We start from the raw sequence: 16,252 nt of genomic DNA on the forward strand, positions 1-16,252 counted from the left end.
TCACATGGACCCACAAGCTGCGCAACTATCGATGAAGATTGCCCGTATCGGCAGTACCGTGATGAATGATTTCCTGAAGATTCCGGTACAGAGTGAACAGGCTCCTGCCACCACCCTGCCCCGAGGCGCGGCCATCACCATCTCCGGTGGCTGGAAAGGCAGCATCACTATCAGCAGCAGCGATGAACTCAGCCGCCGCATTGCCGCCGCCATGTTCCGCAAGGATGACACCAGCGTAGACCCTCAGGACATCGCCGACGCCCTGACCGAGCTCACCAACATCATTGCCGGCAACATCAAGGCCATCCTGCCCGGCCCCAGCCAGCTGTCCCTGCCCGTATCGCTGGAAACCGTTCCCGAAGCCACACAGGGATCACTGCAAGTACAACTCAGCGATGGCAAGACAGGACACCTGCTGATCTGCCTGCAACCAGGCTTGCATTGATTTAAAGGCCGGACGAGCACAGAGCAACCCCTGAGTGGGAATGCCGTCAGGTATTCCTGCTTTTTTATTCACCGCCAATAAGCAGGCGAACTCGCACAGGTGGAAATTTTCCGGCCTGCGTGATTTTTGTGGGAGCGGTGGTTCCGCCGCGATGTGCCGAACCATGATGGAAACGCCGTATCGCAGTTGAACGACGGTGTCCTCGAAGGCAGCGCAGCTCTTGGTGCTGCGTCCAATACATCCCAGCTAAACAAAAAAGCCGCGCCAATGGCTTGGCGCGGCTTTTTGTTTTGATCCGCTAGCGGATCGCGGGGGATAACACGTGATGCAGCACTTACAAGTGAATGCCACACTCGGTCTTGCTGTTACCTTTCCAGCGACCATCACGGCCTTCACCCTTGAAGGTACAGTGGCTGCAACCGATAGAGTCATAGCCTTCGGCAACCAGCGGATGGAACGGCAGATCGTGCTCGGCAATGTAGCGATCACGCTGCTCTTTGGTCACGTCGATCATTGGGTTGAACTTGATCATGCCGCGACGCTCTTCAAACACTTCCAGACCCGCACGGTGTTCGGTCTGCCACCCCATCAGGCTGGAAATCCACAGGTCGTAGTTTTCCTTGGCTTCTTCCAGCGGATTCACCTTGTTCACCTGACAGCACAGGTCAGGGTCGGTTTCCCACATCCGGTTTTCCAGTGATACCTGGTGATGATCCGGATCCGGCTTCACATCCACCACCGTCAGCCCAAACCGCTCGACAAGGTAATCCTTGTACTCCAGCGTCTGCTCGAAGTGGTAACCGGTATCAATAAAGTGCACCGGCTGCTCGGGACGAATGGTGGAAATGATATGCAGGAAGTACGCAGACGTAGCCGCAAAAGAGGACGTCACCATGATCTTCTCAGGGGCAAAATCCTCGTATACACGGCGGATACGCTCTTCAAAGCTCAGCGAACGATACACACGGTTCAACTCGGCCAACGCCTCTTTGGACAGGCCAGCCGTGTTATCTCCGAAACGTGTAATCAATTGAGCACTACCCATGGTCTTCAGTCCTTCACTATCAGGATTGGCGAAGGGTCATAATAGGGGCTCCGGGAAGAATATAAAGGAATATATAGTGATACTTTTATTCCCTATCGAAATATAAGTCTCTCCCCGCAAAGAACCCTCCCAGAGAGCCCTGCAGCCAGTTTCAGCGGCCCTACCCTCCTGATGGATGTCGGGCCCCAATCGCTTGCCGGCAAGCTCCTACGGTACCGGTCTGCTGTAGGAGCGCCGCTTGAGGCGCGAACCGGAGCCACCGCGAGGTGACCGAATGGAGGCTCTGGAAACCGTAGCGAGTTGCGAGAAGCGAGTTTCGAAAGGCAAAACCGGGCGGCTTGCACTGAACTGTAATGCTGTTCACTTAAGCGTTATCCGGTACAGCAACTGCATCGGAAAAGAAGGCCGTTATCGTAGGAGCCTCGCTTGAGAGGCGAATCCGAGCCTTGGCGAGGAAACTCCATCGCAGGTTCGCGGCTCAAGCGCCGCTCCTACGGCACCCCGCCTCCCGCTTCCGCCCTACTCTGGCACGCTCCAGTCGATGGCGGTCTTGCCCTGTTGCAGCAGGTACTGGTTGGCCCGGGAGAAGTGGCCACAGCCCAAAAAGCCACGATGCGCCGACAGCGGTGAGGGATGCGGTGCTGTCAGAACACAATGCCGCTCACGATCAATCAAGCGCCCCTTCTTCTGGGCATGGCTACCCCAGAGCAGAAACACCAACCCGTCCCGATCCCGATTGAGGTGCTCAATCGCCTGATCCGTAAAGGTTTCCCAACCCTGCTTCTGATGAGACGCCGCCTGCCCGGCTTCCACCGTCAGCACCGCATTCAGCAGCAGCACACCCTGCTCTGCCCAATGGCTCAGGTTACCGTGAGACGCGGGGGCAATGCCCAGGTCGCGCTGGATTTCCTTGTAGATATTGACCAGGGACGGCGGTGTCTTGACCCCGCGCTGAACAGAGAAACACAGGCCATGGGCCTGGTTTGGCCCGTGATATGGGTCCTGCCCCAGAATCACCACCTTTACCTGCTCAAACGGCGTCAGGTTGAAGGCATTGAAGATATCCTGCCCAGCCGGATAGAGGGTCTTGCCCGCCTGTTTTTCCGCGCCAAGAAACGCACGCAGACGGGCCATGTAGTCCTTGTCGAACTCACACCCAAGATGCTCCTGCCAGCCGGCTTCCAGCGGTTGAACGTCAGCCACGAGGCAACAGCTTATCGATCAGGTTGCACATACGCGCCTCCACAAACTCGGGGGTCGCGTATTCAGGATGGACCAGCAAGCGCTGTTCAATCGTCATCATGGTAGACAGAATCAGCTCTGCATCCAGTCGCGGATTGCTGCAACCGAACATTTCAGTCGCAATCTTCAGGCTCTCCAGCTGCTGGCGCAGGTAAAGATCTGCCAGATCACGCAGTCGCTCATCCAGTACCGCTTCCTGCAAAAAGGCTTGCTCGGCAACCAGATGCTCACGGCGCTGATGAAATTCATCAGTGATGAAAGCGGCCAGCATAGTGCCAAACGTGGTCACCATCTGTGCGCGGGAGTCAGGGTTGGCCAGCGTGTCACGGGAAAAATTGGACAACAGCTCGAACGCTTTTTGCTTGAAAGGTTCGATCACTTCAGTCAGCGCGCGTTCGGCAAACAGAGTGAAGGTATCTGCGATCAAATCGGAGATATCCTTGAAATAGTAGGTCGTCGCGGACAGTGGTACATCCGCCTCACGCGCCACCGCACGGTGACGCACCGCACGAATACCATCCTTCACGATGATGGCCAACGCGGCTTCCAGAATGGCCTGACGCCGCTGTTCACTGCCCGCACGGCGGGCTTTTCGACCTTGGTACTGAATTACGTTTGTCATGGACACTACAAGCCTTTGTTGTTCACAGGGTTCGTGCCACTCTCCCTCAACCCGCAACGGCAGGGGCACAAACCGTGCCCCAAAAAGTTTAGCCGCGTCCCTGGGGGCGCATGTGCGGGAACAAAATCACATCACGAATCGACGGGGAATCGGTAAACAGCATTACCAGTCGATCAATACCTATCCCTTCACCGGCAGTCGGCGGCAGGCCGTGCTCCAACGCGACGACATAATCTTCGTCGTAGAACATTGCCTCATCGTCACCCGCATCTTTTTCGGCAACCTGAGCCTGGAAACGTTCCGCCTGATCCTCAGCATCGTTCAACTCTGAGAAGCCGTTACCGATTTCGCGACCACCGATAAAGAACTCAAAACGCTCGGTCACGAACGGGTTGTCATCCATCCGCCGTGCCAGCGGAGACACTTCCGTCGGGTACTCGGTGATAAAGGTCGGATCTTTCAGACGGTGCTCCACCGTCTTCTCGAAGATCTCGATCTGCACCTTGCCCAGACCATAGCTGTCCTTGAGCGGAATACCCAGCCCTTCGGCGATCTTGCGGGCACCGGCATCATCCGCCAGCGCCGCCGCGTCCATGTCAGGGTTAAAGTGCAGAATAGACTCAACCACCGTCATACGCGCGAACGGTTTGCCAAAATCATACACTTCGCCCTGATAATTCACGTCAGTGGTACCGAGAACGTCTTGCGCCAGCGTGCGCAACATGTCTTCAGTCAGGTCCATCAGGTCCAGGTAGTTACCGTAGGCCTGGTAGAACTCCAGCATGGTGAATTCCGGGTTATGACGGGTGGAAAGCCCCTCATTACGGAAATTACGGTTGATCTCGAACACCTTCTCGAAACCGCCCACCACCAAACGCTTGAGGTACAGTTCCGGCGCAATGCGCAGGAACATGTCCATGTCGAGGCTGTTGTGGTGGGTGATGAACGGGCGAGCAGACGCACCACCGGGAATCACCTGCAGCATGGGGGTTTCGGCTTCCACGAAACCTTTCTTGACTAGGTAATTACGGATACCGGCCACCACCTGGGCGCGAATCTGGAACGCCCGGCGGCTTTCCTCATTCACGATCAGATCCACATAACGCTGGCGGTAGCGGGCTTCCGTATCGGTCAGGCCCTTGTGCTTTTCCGGTAGCGGACGCAGGGACTTGGTGAGCAGCAGATACTCATCCATCATCACGTACAGGTCGCCCTTGCCGGATTTGCACAGGGTGCCCTTCACACCAACGATGTCGCCCAGATCCCAGTGCTTGGTGTCTTTCTGCACATCCTTGCTCGCATAGATCTGGATACGGCCGGACATGTCCTGCAGCACCTTGAACGCCTTGCGATCCAGCATCAAACGACCTGCCACCGCCACCTGGATACCCTTCTCCTCCAGCTCTTCCTTGCTCAGCTCGCCGTACTGCGCCTGCAGCTCTGCGGCCAGGGAATCACGACGGAAGTGGTTGGGGAACGCATTGCCCGCTTCACGCAGATCGGCCAGTTTGGCACGACGCTCGGCGATGAGGCGGTTCTCGGATTCCTGCTGTTCGGTTGCGGTGTTCTGTTCGTCAGCCATGTGCCTACCTTACAAGGGTCGAACGTCAGACGTCGGACGTCAGACGCAATAAAACTTTGCCTAAGCCGGACGTCGGCAGTCAGACGTTCGGCGTTGTGGGTTTGGCGTCCGACGTCAGACTTCCGACGTCAGACTCTAGATCACAACCCTGCTTTGAGGGACGCTTCAATAAAGGGATCCAGCGCACCATCCAGTACCGCCTGGGTATTGCGGTTTTCCACTCCGGTACGCAGATCCTTGATGCGGGCATCATCCAGCACGTAAGAACGGATCTGGCTGCCCCAACCGATATCCGCCTTGCTGTTTTCCAGTGCCTGCTTCTCGGCATTTCGGCGCTGCATTTCCAGTTCGTAGACCTTGGCCTGCATCATCTTCATGGCCTTGTCCTTGTTCTGGTGCTGGCTTCGCTCGCTCTGGCACTGGGTCACCACCGTGTGCTCGGTGCCGCCTTCATCTTTGAAGACATACGTCAGTCGTACCGCAGAATCGGTCCGGTTAACGTGCTGACCACCAGCACCGGAGGCACGGTAAGTATCCACCCGCATATTGCCCATATCGATCTCGATGTCGATATCGTCGTCCACTTCAGGAGAAACAAATACGGAGCTGAATGAAGTATGGCGGCGACCACCGGAATCAAACGGGCTCTTGCGCACCAGCCGGTGCACGCCGGTTTCGGTACGTAGCCAACCATAGGCGTAATCGCCTTCGAAACGAATGGTGGCGGATTTGATGCCGGCCACATCGCCAGCAGAGGCTTCTACCAGCTCGGTCTTGAAACCGTGGGCTTCGCCCCAGCGCAGGTACATACGCAGCAGCATCTCGCCCCAGTCCTGGGCTTCGGTGCCCCCGGAGCCGGCCTGGATATCCAGATAGGCATTACACGGGTCCATCTGCCCGGAGAACATGCGGCGGAATTCCAGATCCGCCACCAGCTTCTCCAACCGCTCCAGCTCGCTTTCCACTTCCGGCAAGCTGTCTTCATCACCTTCTTCGACTACCAATTCCAGCAGATCCTGGGTGTCGGTGATGCCCTGGCTGGAATCATCGATGGTCTTCACCACCGCTTCCAGCTGAGCCCGCTCCTTACCCAGCCCCTGGGCATAGTCCGGATCATTCCACACATCCGGGCTCTCCAGTTCACGGCTAACCTCGATCAGGCGCTCATGCTTGGTAGCATAGTCAAAGATACCCCCTAAGCGCTTCCACACGCTCAGCGAGTTCGGAAAGATGGGTTCGCAGCGGATTGACTTCCATTACGTCTCTCTTCAGATCGTCAAATGATCGGGCTTTGGCAGGCCTGCCGGAGCAGGCCCAGGGAAAACGGCGCAGTTTAGCGGGTTGCGCCGCTGCTGACGAGAGGCGCGGTCAGTTCTTCAGTTCGTAAACGTGATAGGCATGGGCTTTCATGTGGTCAATGGTGGTGCCCAGGTAGCTGGCATTGTCGGGAATACCAGAACCGGTACTGAACACCTTGAAGGTACGCACCTCTTTGGGAGTATCAATCACGGTATCCGCATCTACTTCCACCCACATGCAAATCGCGGCATCCTGAAGGATGTAATCCACTTTCAGCACCTTGCCCGATTCCGGCAGGCGGATTTCCTGCACATCGCTGGACACATTGAGACGGTGCTTATGTATGGTTTTCATCGGGTCCCCTCCGTTAAGGACACAACTGCAACAGGCGATAGCCCGCCGCAAGAGTCAATGCTGGTGAGGCCTTGTGGGCCACACATCATAGAAACAGCAACCTTCCCTCTCCCCTTTTTTGGAGACAGAGGGGTAAAGGCAGAGCGCAATGCTAGCAAAAACCCCGCCCCCCGACAGCAATTGTCGACAATTTTGCCTTTAGGCCACTCATTCCCGGCAAAACCGCCAGTTTCCGGCCTCTGGAGCTAGCCAGCCCCGCCACAACCCGATGATTTTCCTCGTACCAAAAACGCTCCCAATCACCCGTTTTCCCTACGCAACAAGGGCACGAAACGATGATATTGCAGTGCCACTATTTGTGAGATGCTCGGTCACCAGAAGGAACGCAATAAAAGGCTACACAGGCGTTACAGCAATACTGCCATTCCACAACAGGAACGATTCCGGTTGCGCAGTAATGTGAATTGCAGAACGACTGTCAGCACACAAAAATAAAAGGGAAGGAAAATCATGTCAGCACTCAAAATGCATCTGTGCGGTGCCGCAATAGCTGGCGCCCTGCTCCTCACCGGCCAGGCCCACGCCTCCGACCAGCAAGCCACTGTGATCCTCAGCCAGAGCTGCGAATACCTGCTGCTCAATTCCAGCAACGGCATGGTGCTGGTGAAGCAACTGGATGGCATCAGCCCGCAAGCCGGCGACACGCTAAAAGGCAACTTCACCCCCGGCGACTTCAGCAACCTGCAAAACACCCGGAATCAGGACTCCATGCAAGTCTGGGTCGATCTTGTCGATCCACACAGCAGCAAAGCGCTCAGCCAGTACGGCCGCTACTGCGCCTGATCCCTTAATACCCCCCCAGGTTCTCTCCACCCGCTCCCGGCGTCCGCGCCGGGGCGCGGGTGTTCTACTTTGCACAGACGCGACACGCGTACACGCAGGACAAGACTTCCTTGCAGGCAATCTCCCACCGGAGAACGTGCTGTAGGAGCGCCGCTTGAGGCGCGAACCCGAGCGCCAGCGAGGCGTCCGTAGGGCACCTGTGGAAATGGCAGGGTCAGGCTCGACCTGCGAACGGCCGAGTTGCGAGTTGTGAGAAGCGAGTTGCGAACGGCAAAACCTGCAGGCTTCTGAGGGTTGGTTTTCGAAACTCGCTTCTCATCACTCGCTTCTGCCCCAATCCAGCCAACAAGTTGGCTATCCCAAAGAGAGAGACAAACAGGCACTACACCGGAATCAAATGCTCGAACAGCAACTGCGGGTTCCGCTGCCCGCGGAACTCATTCACTTCCAGGCGATACACCCCGCGCACCCGGCTAATCCGGCTCGGCAACGCCTCCACCGGCACATTGAAGTGAATCGCGTCAATCACCCCGCTCACGCCCGGCAGTCCCAACGTCAGCTTCAAATGCCGCTCGCCCACAATACGATGCTGCAGCACTTCAAACTCACCATCAAAACACGGCGCCGGGAAACCCTGCCCCCACGGAAACCGATGGCTCAATAGCTCGGCATTACCCAGTGTCAGATCCTGATCCGACAATTCGCCGTCAGTCTCCACCCGACGTTCCAGCGCTTTGGGCGACAACATCTCGGCCACCACCGCCTCAAACGCCGCCTTGAAGCGATCCAGCTGATCCAGATCCAGCGACAGCCCTGCAGCCATGGCATGGCCTCCAAACTTGCTCAGCAAACCGGGATTGCGAGTGGCCACGGCATCCAGCGCATCGCGCAAGTGCAGGCCAGGGATGGAGCGGCCAGAGCCTTTCAGCGTGCCCGGCTGTTGCGCCGGGGCAAACGCAATGACCGGGCGGTGAATCGCCTCCTTTACCCGCGAGGCGAGAATACCCACCACACCTTCATGCCATTTGTCCCCATAGAGACACAGGCCTGCAGGCAGGTTGTCCGCATCCAACCGATTCACCTCTTCCATGGCCGCATCACGCATGCCCTGCTCAATGGAACGGCGCTCCCGGTTGATGGTGTCCAGCTCCTGAGCCATCTCCATGGCCTCAGCATCGGTTTCAGCCAGCAGACAAGCGATGCCATGAGTCATGTCTGAAAGCCGCCCTGCGGCGTTCAGGCGTGGCCCTGCGGCGAAGCCCATGTCTGCTGCCAACACCCGTCCCGGATCACGCCCGGCCACCTGCAACAGTGCGCGAATACCCGGGCAGCCCTTGCCCGCGCGAATCCGGCGTAGCCCCTGCTCCACCAAGACCCGGTTGGCATCATCCAGCACCACCACGTCGGCCACCGTGCCCAGCGCCACCAGATCCAGCAAATCGGTGATCTGCTGCACGGGTTTGGAACCTTGCTCGCGCAACGCCCGTTGCAAATCCATCAACAGATAAAAGGCCACCCCAACCCCGGCCAGATTGGCTGCCGGAAAATCCTCACAGCCGGGCAGACGCGGGTTTACCAGCGCATCCGCCTCCGGCAGCGTATCGCCGGGCAAATGATGGTCAGTAATCAGCACTCGCATGCCTCGGGCGCGTGCCGCCGCCACCCCATCCACGCTGGCGATACCGTTATCCACGGTAATAATCAGATCCGGCTGATACTGCTGCTGGGCCAGTTCAACAATGGCTGGCGACAACCCATAGCCATACTCAAACCGATCCGGCACCAGAAACTCAGGTCGGGCAAAGCCGAGCAACTGAAGCCCCCGCACCATTAACGTCGTGGCCGTGGCACCGTCGGCGTCGTAGTCGCCCACAATGCAGATCCGCCAGTGCTCGGCTCGAGCCTGCAGCAACAATTGCACCGCGCCGTTCAACCCGGTAAAGCCCTGCGGGTGCGGCAAACGCTTCAGCGCCAACTCCAGCTGCGCCGGGTCCTCTACCCCCCGCCCAGCCAGAATCCGCGCCAGCAACGGCGGCACATCCGGCCAGTCCGGAGTGTGCATCGGGCGACGGGAGATCATGGGCAAACGCAGTGAATCGGCGGGCATCAAAAGACCTGAAGCAAAAGCCCCGCAGGAGCCCAGCTTGTCTGGGGAACAACGCTGAAGATGCGAGTAACGAGTTTCGAGTCACGAAAACCTGGCCAGAAAGGTTTCCGCTTTTGCTCTTCGAAACTCGCTACTCGTACCTCGCAACTACAATGTTCGCCTAGGCAAGCCAGGCTCCTACGAGGGCGGGAATAAGAGTGCCGGGCAGTTTACCTCAAAAACAGCACTTCCATCATGGCTCGACACATCGCGGCGGAACCGCCGCTCCCACAAAACGGCACGCACGCCGACAAATCCCTTCCCGTGGGAACGAAGCGGAGCGGAGTAACGCCCGCAGGGCGGCCCGAAGGGTGAGCGCAGCGAATACGGGCGTTTGCTATGCCCTCCGGGTGCGACCGCGAAACAGCACCTCCACCATGGCCCGGCGCATCGCGGCGGAACCGCCGCTCCCACAAAAACGGCCCGCACGCCAGCAAATCCCCACCCTTGGGAGTCCGCATGGCAGTCTCGAAGGGGTAAGCGAAGCCAATCAGCCAACCTGTTGGCACTCCTACCCAACGCTGGGCGTTGTACCGGGGGCAGATTTCCGGTTTTGCCTTTCGAAACTCGTTACTCGTACCTCGCAACGGATCCCCCTCCCGTCATGTCACAAACGACATACCCGGCCCCAATTACGCCATCTCACGTCATCCGACCAACGGGTCACAAATTAGGGCTAAAAAAACCCTTCACGTTCCCTATACTTGCGGGCCTACGAGTTCGTTGATTTATGTAAGCAAACACTCACATGAATCACGTCGCCTCCCTCTTTTGCGAGGACCTTTCCAATAAAGAGAGGGGTAAAGAGGCACTACCAAAGCGGCCACGTTAGCCGCGTACTTTGGGACTGGAGAGCAAACGCTATGATCTATCAAGGCAACGCCGTAAGCGTACAACTGCTTGACGACGGCATCGCCGAACTGAAGTTCGATCTTCAGGGCGAGTCCGTTAACAAGTTCAACCAGGAAACCGTGGAAGATCTCGGTAAGGCCGTCGAAGCCATTCAAGGCAACAGCGACATCAAGGGCCTGATCGTGACCTCCGGCAAAGGGGTTTTCATCGTTGGCGCTGACATCACCGAATTCACCGACATGTTCAAACTGCCGGAAGAAGAAATCGCCGGCTGGTGTCTGAAATCCAACAAGGTCTTCAACGCATTCGAAGATCTGGACATTCCCAAAGTGGCTGCCGTGAACGGCATCGCCCTGGGTGGTGGTCTGGAAATGTGTCTGGCTGCCGACTTCCGCGTACTCAGCGAGAAGGCTCAGGTAGGTCTGCCGGAAGTGAAGCTGGGCCTGTTCCCGGGCTTCGGTGGCACCGTGCGCATGCCGCGTCTGATCGGTGTGGACAACGCCGTTGAGTGGATCGCCGCTGGCGGTCAGCACAAAGCAGCCAAAGCCCTGAAAGTGGGTGTGGCTGATGCCGTTGTCGCTCACGACAAACTGCAAGACGCCGCCATCGCGCTGGTGAAGCAGTGCCTGGAAGGCAAAATCGACTTCCGCGCCAAGCGTCAGGAAAAGCTCGAGCCCCTGAAACTGCCGCCCATGGAAAACATGATGGCGTTCCAGACCTGCATGGCCATGGTCATGGGTCAGGCTGGCAAGAACTACCCGGCTCCGGTTGCCGCCGTGAAAGCCATGCAGACTGCTGCTGGCATGAACCGCGACCAGGCACTGGAAGTGGAAGCCAAAGGCTTCGCTAAAGTCGCCAAGACCCCGCAAGCCACCGCGCTGGTCGGTCTGTTCCTGGCTGATCAGGCCGTGAAGAAAGTGAACGGCAAGACCGCCAAGGGCTCCAAGGAAATCGATCAGGCCGCCGTACTGGGCGCTGGCATCATGGGTGGCGGTATCGCCTTCCAGTCCGCGCTGAAAGGCACCCCGATCATCATGAAGGACATCGCCGACAAGGCGCTGGACCTGGGCATGTCTGAAGCTTCCAAGCTGCTGTCCAAGCGTGTGAGCAAAGGCAAGCTGGACGCTGCTGGCATGGGCAAAGTCCTGTCTGCCATCCGTCCGACCCTGAACTACGGTGATTTCGACAACGTCAACGTGATCGTTGAAGCCGTTGTAGAAAACCAGAAGATCAAGCAGTCCGTTCTGGCCGAAACCGAAGGCAAAGTGAAGGAAGGCACCGTTCTGGCGTCCAACACCTCCACTATCTCCATCACCAAACTGGCCGAAGCCCTTGAGCGTCCGCAGGACTTCGCCGGTATGCACTTCTTCAACCCGGTACACATGATGCCGCTGGTGGAAGTGATCCGTGGTGAGAAGACCTCCGACGAAACCGTTTCCACCCTGGTGGCCTACGCTCAGAAAATGGGCAAGAACCCCATCGTGGTTAACGACTGCCCCGGGTTCCTGGTAAACCGCGTTCTGTTCCCGTACTTCGGCGGCTTCGGCATGCTGATGCGTGACGGCGCTGACTTCCAGGCCGTGGACAAAGTCATGCAGAAGTTCGGCTGGCCCATGGGCCCGGCTTACCTGATGGACGTGGTTGGCATCGACACCGGTGTTCACGCTGCCCAGGTAATGGCCGAAGGCTTCCCTGAGCGTATGCAGTACGACTTCAAAGACGTCTCCACCGTGATGTTCGAAAACAACCGTTACGGTCAGAAGAACGGCGTTGGCTTCTACAAGTACGAGCTGGATCGCAAGGGCAAGACCCAGAAGGTTGTCGACGAGACCACCTACGAGCTGATCAAGCCGCACGTTGCCGACACCAAAGAGTTCGATGCCGAAGAAATCATCGCTCGCATGATGATTCCGATGTGCACCGAAACCGTTCGCTGTCTGGAAGACAACATCGTTGGTTCCGCTGCCGAGGCCGACATGGCCATGATCTACGGCATCGGCTTCCCTCCCTTCCGTGGTGGCCCGCTGCGCTACATCGACAGCATCGGCGTACAAGCCTTTGTTGAGCTGTGCGACAAGTACGCGCACCTGGGTGGCATCTACGAAGCACCGCAGATGCTCAAAGACATGGCCGCCAAGGGCGAGTCTTTCTTCGCCTAAGCCACGGACTGACAGGAGATATAGAAATGAGCTTGAATCCTAATGACGTAGTAATCGTCGACGCGGTCCGTACTCCCATGGGCAAGAGCCGTAATGGCCAGTTCCGTAACGTGCGTGCCGAGAAACTGTCTGCCCTGCTGATCGAAGCACTCATGGAGCGTAACCCGGGCTGGGACGTTCAGCAGACCGAAGACGTGATCTGGGGTTGTGTAAACCAGACCAAAGAACAGGGTATGAACATCGCCCGTAACATCGCCATGCTGGCCGGCCTGCCGCGCACCAGCGCCGCGCAAACCGTGAACCGTCTGTGTGGTTCTTCCATGCAGGCCCTGCACTCCGCTGCCCAGGCCATCCAGACCGGCAACGGTGACGTGTTCGTCATCGGTGGTGTGGAGCACATGGGTCACGTGGCCATGGATCACGGTGTGGACATCAACCCGGAGATCTCCAAGGTGACCGCCAAGGCCTCCAACATGATGGGCCTGACCGCAGAAATGCTCGGCAAGATGCACGGCATCAGCCGTGAGCAGCAGGACGAGTTCGGTGTACGTTCCCACCGCCTGGCCTGGGAAGCTACCCAGGAAGGTCGTTGGAAGAACGAGATCGTTCCCATCGAAGGTCACGATGCCGAAGGCAACAAGGTCCTGTGTGAAATCGACGAAGTGATCCGTCCCGGTGCCACCCTGGCCGACATGCAGAAACTGCGTCCGGTGTTCGATCCGGCCAACGGTACCGTGACTGCCGGTACCGCTTCTGCCCTGTCTGACGGTGCGTCCGCCATGCTGGTCATGAGCGCTGCCAAGGCCGAAGAAATGGGCCTCAAGCCCCGCGCCAAGATCGTCTCCATGGCCGTTGCCGGCTGCGACGCCGCCATCATGGGTTACGGTCCCGTACCGGCCACCCAGAAGGCCCTGGCACGCGCAGGCCTGACCATCGACGACATCGACTACGTGGAGCTGAACGAAGCGTTCGCCGCCCAGTCCCTGCCCGTCATGAAAGACCTGAAGCTGCTGGACGTAGCCGACCAGAAAGTGAACCTGAACGGCGGCGCCATCGCCCTGGGTCACCCGCTGGGCTGCTCCGGTGCGCGTATCACCGGCACCCTGCTGAACGTACTGGAATGGAAAGGCGGCAAGCTCGGCCTGGCCACCATGTGTATCGGCCTGGGTCAGGGTATCGCTACCATCATTGAGCGCGTGTAAGCGAACGTGTATAAAGCCTGACACCCGCCGCCTGACGCCGGACTTGGTCCGGCCTCAGGCCCGGATGCCAATTTCCGGCCCCGCCTCACAAGGGCAGGACTGGAAACAAAAAACCCCGGCTTATCCGCCGGGGTTTTTCTTTTGGGGAATTAGATAGAGGCTTGAGCTACTCGGCCTTGCTAACTTCCTCAACAAGCCGATTCTGACGCTCGGAGGCCTTTTTCAGCACACGGCCATACACCCGCTTTCGCTCTGCAGAAGAAGCGTTTCGGATAAAGTCAGAAAAAGGGGTCGATTCCACGACCTTCTGTTTTTTCTTAAACATTACCGCCACTCCAAAATTTCAGCTGCATGGTAGAGCCTGGATGCTATAAATTCTTATCAATATCCTGACGACCAAGCACCCGCATAATCTCAACCGTTCCACCATTCAGCCTGTAGTAAATGCTGTCTACACCGCAGACACTACGCCGGTATCCCTTCGCAATATGCTCAACAGCAGGATAACGGTATGGCGCTTGGGCTATCACATCGAAGCGTTCCATTAGCGCTCTAAAGTAGCGAACCGCCTGCTCTTCACCAAATGCCTCTACACCACGCCAGTACAATCGGGCTACATCCCTTTTGGCCTCATCGTTGAGTCTATACCTCATCCCTTCCCAATCCGTCCTGGATCTCTCTCAGCAGTTCTGCAGGGTTCGGCTCCGTGAAGCCGCTGCGCTCCGCTTCCCGTAATTTCGCTCGGATCACTTCCAGTTCACGTTCCATTTCCTGCTCACGCAGCTGGCGCTCACGAATCAACTCTCGCACCACTTCACTTTCGTTCCCGTAATGACCGCTCTCAATCTGGGCCTTGATCCAGCTATCCTGCTGATCCGTCACCGTAATACTCTTCTTTACCATCGCCATCTCACACCTCGCTCAGGCGCATTTACACTACCAAGTAGTATAAATGCGCCTGACACGAAGACAACGCCACTTATCCGCGGGAACCAAAGGCACCCGGCTTCATGCCAGGGCCCTGCCAGTGGCACATCGACCAACACCAGATAATTCATCAAACGCATGCGGCATACGGTGGCCTCGTCATTTGATTCGATATGCTCTGCGTCCACCATAGGCAGCAGTGACGAGACCTTGCCATCAGATAATGGCCATCAGGCGCGTAAGAGATTTGCGAATTGATGGGTGTCCTTTTCTTTTGTGCAAACCGGTACTCAGGCCCGGATGCGAATTTCCGGCCCCGCCCCACAAGGGCAGGGAGGAAACAAAAAACCGGCTACCCGCCGGGGTTTTTCTTTGGCCGCTTCGCGGCTGCATCACGCTTCACGCCGCACGCAAAGCCATCAAGACCTAACTTGGCCGCAGGAGTCCATGCTTGCATGGCGATCCCGCGAAGCGGGGTTTGGAAGCTCGCCCGTCCACCAGGATCAGCATTTGGGAAATGGGAGACCTAACCCTGGCATTCACTCAGGAGCCGGAAGGAAAAACCACCCCATCATCACCCTCCTGCCATACTGGCAGCTTGACCATGGTTTGAAGAAACAGAGGGTGCTCCAACCAGTGCTGTAACCACCGTTGCAGATTCGGGTAAGGCAGCTGGCTAAAGACATCGCGATCAACATGGGCGAATTGGCGAACAAACGGCATGATGCCAATATCCGCTATGCTCGGTGCCTCCCCAAGCAGGTAGGCGCTTTTCTCCAGCAACGCCTCCAAGACCTGAAGAAACGCCTCCCCTCGTTGCCGATACTCTTCCTGAGTCATCTCCACATGGCGGTCGGCGTATTTATAGCGGTCCAGCCAATACTTGAACTCATTATCGTTTTGCTCAATCAGGTCATTCGCCTGAGGCAAGATCGTTGCGTCCAACAGCCCCTGTGGATCCTGCTGCTCAAGAGCCCACACCATGATATCCCGGCTTTCTTCAATGACAGCACCATCCGCAAGCTGCAAAACCGGCACGGTTCCCTTAGGGCTTATCGCCAGCATTTGCGCGGGCTTATTTTTCAGGATCACTTCCCGCAGCTCAACCTGCAAACCCGCAAACAAAATACCCAGCCGGGCGCGCATGGCATAGGGGCATCGGCGAAAGGAATACAGGCAATGAGATGGAATCGTCATAGCGATATTTCACAACTGAAACTCGGGTGTATTTATGCGGCAGGGAACCGGTATCTCTGCTCACCACTAAAATGGTTATCGATAAAACCAACGCATAAGGTGCGCAGAGGGAAAGGATACTACTGAACCGGCGCCCCGTCAGGAGACTCAGCTCATCGCCATTGGGGGGATGTCCTTTTCATTTTGGATCAGCAGATGTGCTGACGGCTTTGCCTGGCGTTCCGGAAACGCCCAATGATTTTGGCTCTCCAGTGGTGTCAGGCTGTCAACCAGCCAATGACACAGACAGCACAACGACGCTAATCTCACCCTCATCAGGTATCACCGGGCACCGACT

The 16,252-nt window shown here is 57.4% G+C and carries 15 protein-coding genes; 4 read left to right on the forward strand and 11 right to left on the reverse strand.

The features are described from left to right. Positions 1 to 4: 4 nt before the first annotated feature. Entirely contained in the window at positions 5 to 445 is a 441-nt protein-coding gene (locus Y5S_RS19030; protein WP_081939604.1) for a chemotaxis protein CheX, read from the forward strand. 334 nt (positions 446 to 779) lie between these two features. Here the strand turns inward: Y5S_RS19030 and Y5S_RS00970 are convergent, their stop codons facing one another. The 6 genes from Y5S_RS00970 to Y5S_RS00995 all read right to left on the reverse strand — a co-directional run bounded on the left by Y5S_RS00970 (position 780) and on the right by Y5S_RS00995 (position 6,589). After that, a complete protein-coding gene (locus Y5S_RS00970; RefSeq protein WP_035229485.1) occupies positions 780 to 1,490 on the reverse strand; it encodes a phosphoadenylyl-sulfate reductase in 711 nt (236 codons plus the stop codon). A 519-nt stretch (positions 1,491 to 2,009) separates the two neighbouring features. Next, positions 2,010 to 2,693: a uracil-DNA glycosylase gene (ung, locus tag Y5S_RS00975; RefSeq protein WP_035229487.1), complete on the reverse strand. Its 684-nt coding sequence runs from the start codon at positions 2,691 to 2,693 to the stop codon at positions 2,010 to 2,012. Beyond that, positions 2,686 to 3,354 carry a TetR/AcrR family transcriptional regulator gene (locus tag Y5S_RS00980; RefSeq protein ID WP_035229490.1) on the reverse strand — a complete coding sequence of 223 codons (669 nt, stop codon included), beginning with the start codon at positions 3,352 to 3,354 and terminating at the stop codon, positions 2,686 to 2,688. Before Y5S_RS00980 ends, ung begins: the two co-directional genes overlap by 8 nt. Positions 3,355 to 3,442: 88 nt before the next feature. Next, complete coding sequence (gene lysS / locus Y5S_RS00985; RefSeq protein WP_035229492.1) at positions 3,443 to 4,936, reverse strand: lysine--tRNA ligase; 1,494 nt, start codon at positions 4,934 to 4,936, stop codon at positions 3,443 to 3,445. Positions 4,937 to 5,076: 140 nt separating this feature from the next. After that, a protein-coding gene (gene prfB / locus Y5S_RS00990; protein ID WP_156107518.1) for a peptide chain release factor 2 occupies positions 5,077 to 6,193 on the reverse strand; the annotation gives its coding sequence in 2 pieces (ribosomal slippage) (positions 5,077 to 6,120 and positions 6,122 to 6,193; 1,116 coding nt in all). Positions 6,194 to 6,304: 111 nt separating this feature from the next. Beyond that, complete coding sequence (locus tag Y5S_RS00995; RefSeq protein ID WP_035229493.1) at positions 6,305 to 6,589, reverse strand: DUF7352 domain-containing protein; 285 nt, start codon at positions 6,587 to 6,589, stop codon at positions 6,305 to 6,307. Between the two features lie 510 nt (positions 6,590 to 7,099). Between Y5S_RS00995 and Y5S_RS01000 the strand changes: the two genes are divergently transcribed. Beyond that, positions 7,100 to 7,432, forward strand: coding sequence for a hypothetical protein (locus Y5S_RS01000; RefSeq protein ID WP_035229494.1), 333 nt, complete (start codon positions 7,100 to 7,102; stop codon positions 7,430 to 7,432). A 382-nt stretch (positions 7,433 to 7,814) separates the two neighbouring features. Here the strand turns inward: Y5S_RS01000 and recJ are convergent, their stop codons facing one another. Continuing rightward, positions 7,815 to 9,539: a single-stranded-DNA-specific exonuclease RecJ gene (gene recJ, locus Y5S_RS01005; protein ID WP_081939606.1), complete on the reverse strand. Its 1,725-nt coding sequence runs from the start codon at positions 9,537 to 9,539 to the stop codon at positions 7,815 to 7,817. Positions 9,540 to 10,441: 902 nt separating this feature from the next. Here recJ and fadB point away from each other — a divergent pair. Next, positions 10,442 to 12,589, forward strand: coding sequence for a fatty acid oxidation complex subunit alpha FadB (gene fadB / locus Y5S_RS01010; RefSeq protein ID WP_035229495.1), 2,148 nt, complete (start codon positions 10,442 to 10,444; stop codon positions 12,587 to 12,589). Positions 12,590 to 12,615: 26 nt separating this feature from the next. Then, a complete protein-coding gene (fadA, locus tag Y5S_RS01015) occupies positions 12,616 to 13,791 on the forward strand; it encodes an acetyl-CoA C-acyltransferase FadA (RefSeq protein ID WP_035229497.1) in 1,176 nt (391 codons plus the stop codon). Between the two features lie 166 nt (positions 13,792 to 13,957). Here the strand turns inward: fadA and Y5S_RS19810 are convergent, their stop codons facing one another. The 4 genes from Y5S_RS19810 to Y5S_RS01030 all read right to left on the reverse strand — a co-directional run bounded on the left by Y5S_RS19810 (position 13,958) and on the right by Y5S_RS01030 (position 15,915). Next, positions 13,958 to 14,116, reverse strand: coding sequence for a hypothetical protein (locus tag Y5S_RS19810; RefSeq protein WP_197055063.1), 159 nt, complete (start codon positions 14,114 to 14,116; stop codon positions 13,958 to 13,960). Between the two features lie 43 nt (positions 14,117 to 14,159). After that, a complete protein-coding gene (locus tag Y5S_RS01020) occupies positions 14,160 to 14,444 on the reverse strand; it encodes a type II toxin-antitoxin system RelE/ParE family toxin (RefSeq protein ID WP_035229500.1) in 285 nt (94 codons plus the stop codon). After that, positions 14,434 to 14,694, reverse strand: coding sequence for a type II toxin-antitoxin system ParD family antitoxin (locus tag Y5S_RS01025; RefSeq protein ID WP_231552598.1), 261 nt, complete (start codon positions 14,692 to 14,694; stop codon positions 14,434 to 14,436). The genes Y5S_RS01020 and Y5S_RS01025 overlap by 11 nt, the downstream gene beginning before the upstream one ends. Positions 14,695 to 15,261: 567 nt before the next feature. Continuing rightward, on the reverse strand, positions 15,262 to 15,915 hold the full coding sequence (locus Y5S_RS01030; protein WP_035229506.1) for a glutathione S-transferase: 654 nt from the start codon (positions 15,913 to 15,915) through the stop codon (positions 15,262 to 15,264). Positions 15,916 to 16,252: the final 337 nt, after the last annotated feature.

Source organism: Alcanivorax nanhaiticus (genome assembly GCF_000756665.1).
In the GTDB taxonomy this organism is placed as follows: Bacteria; Pseudomonadota; Gammaproteobacteria; order Pseudomonadales; family Alcanivoracaceae; genus Alcanivorax; species Alcanivorax nanhaiticus.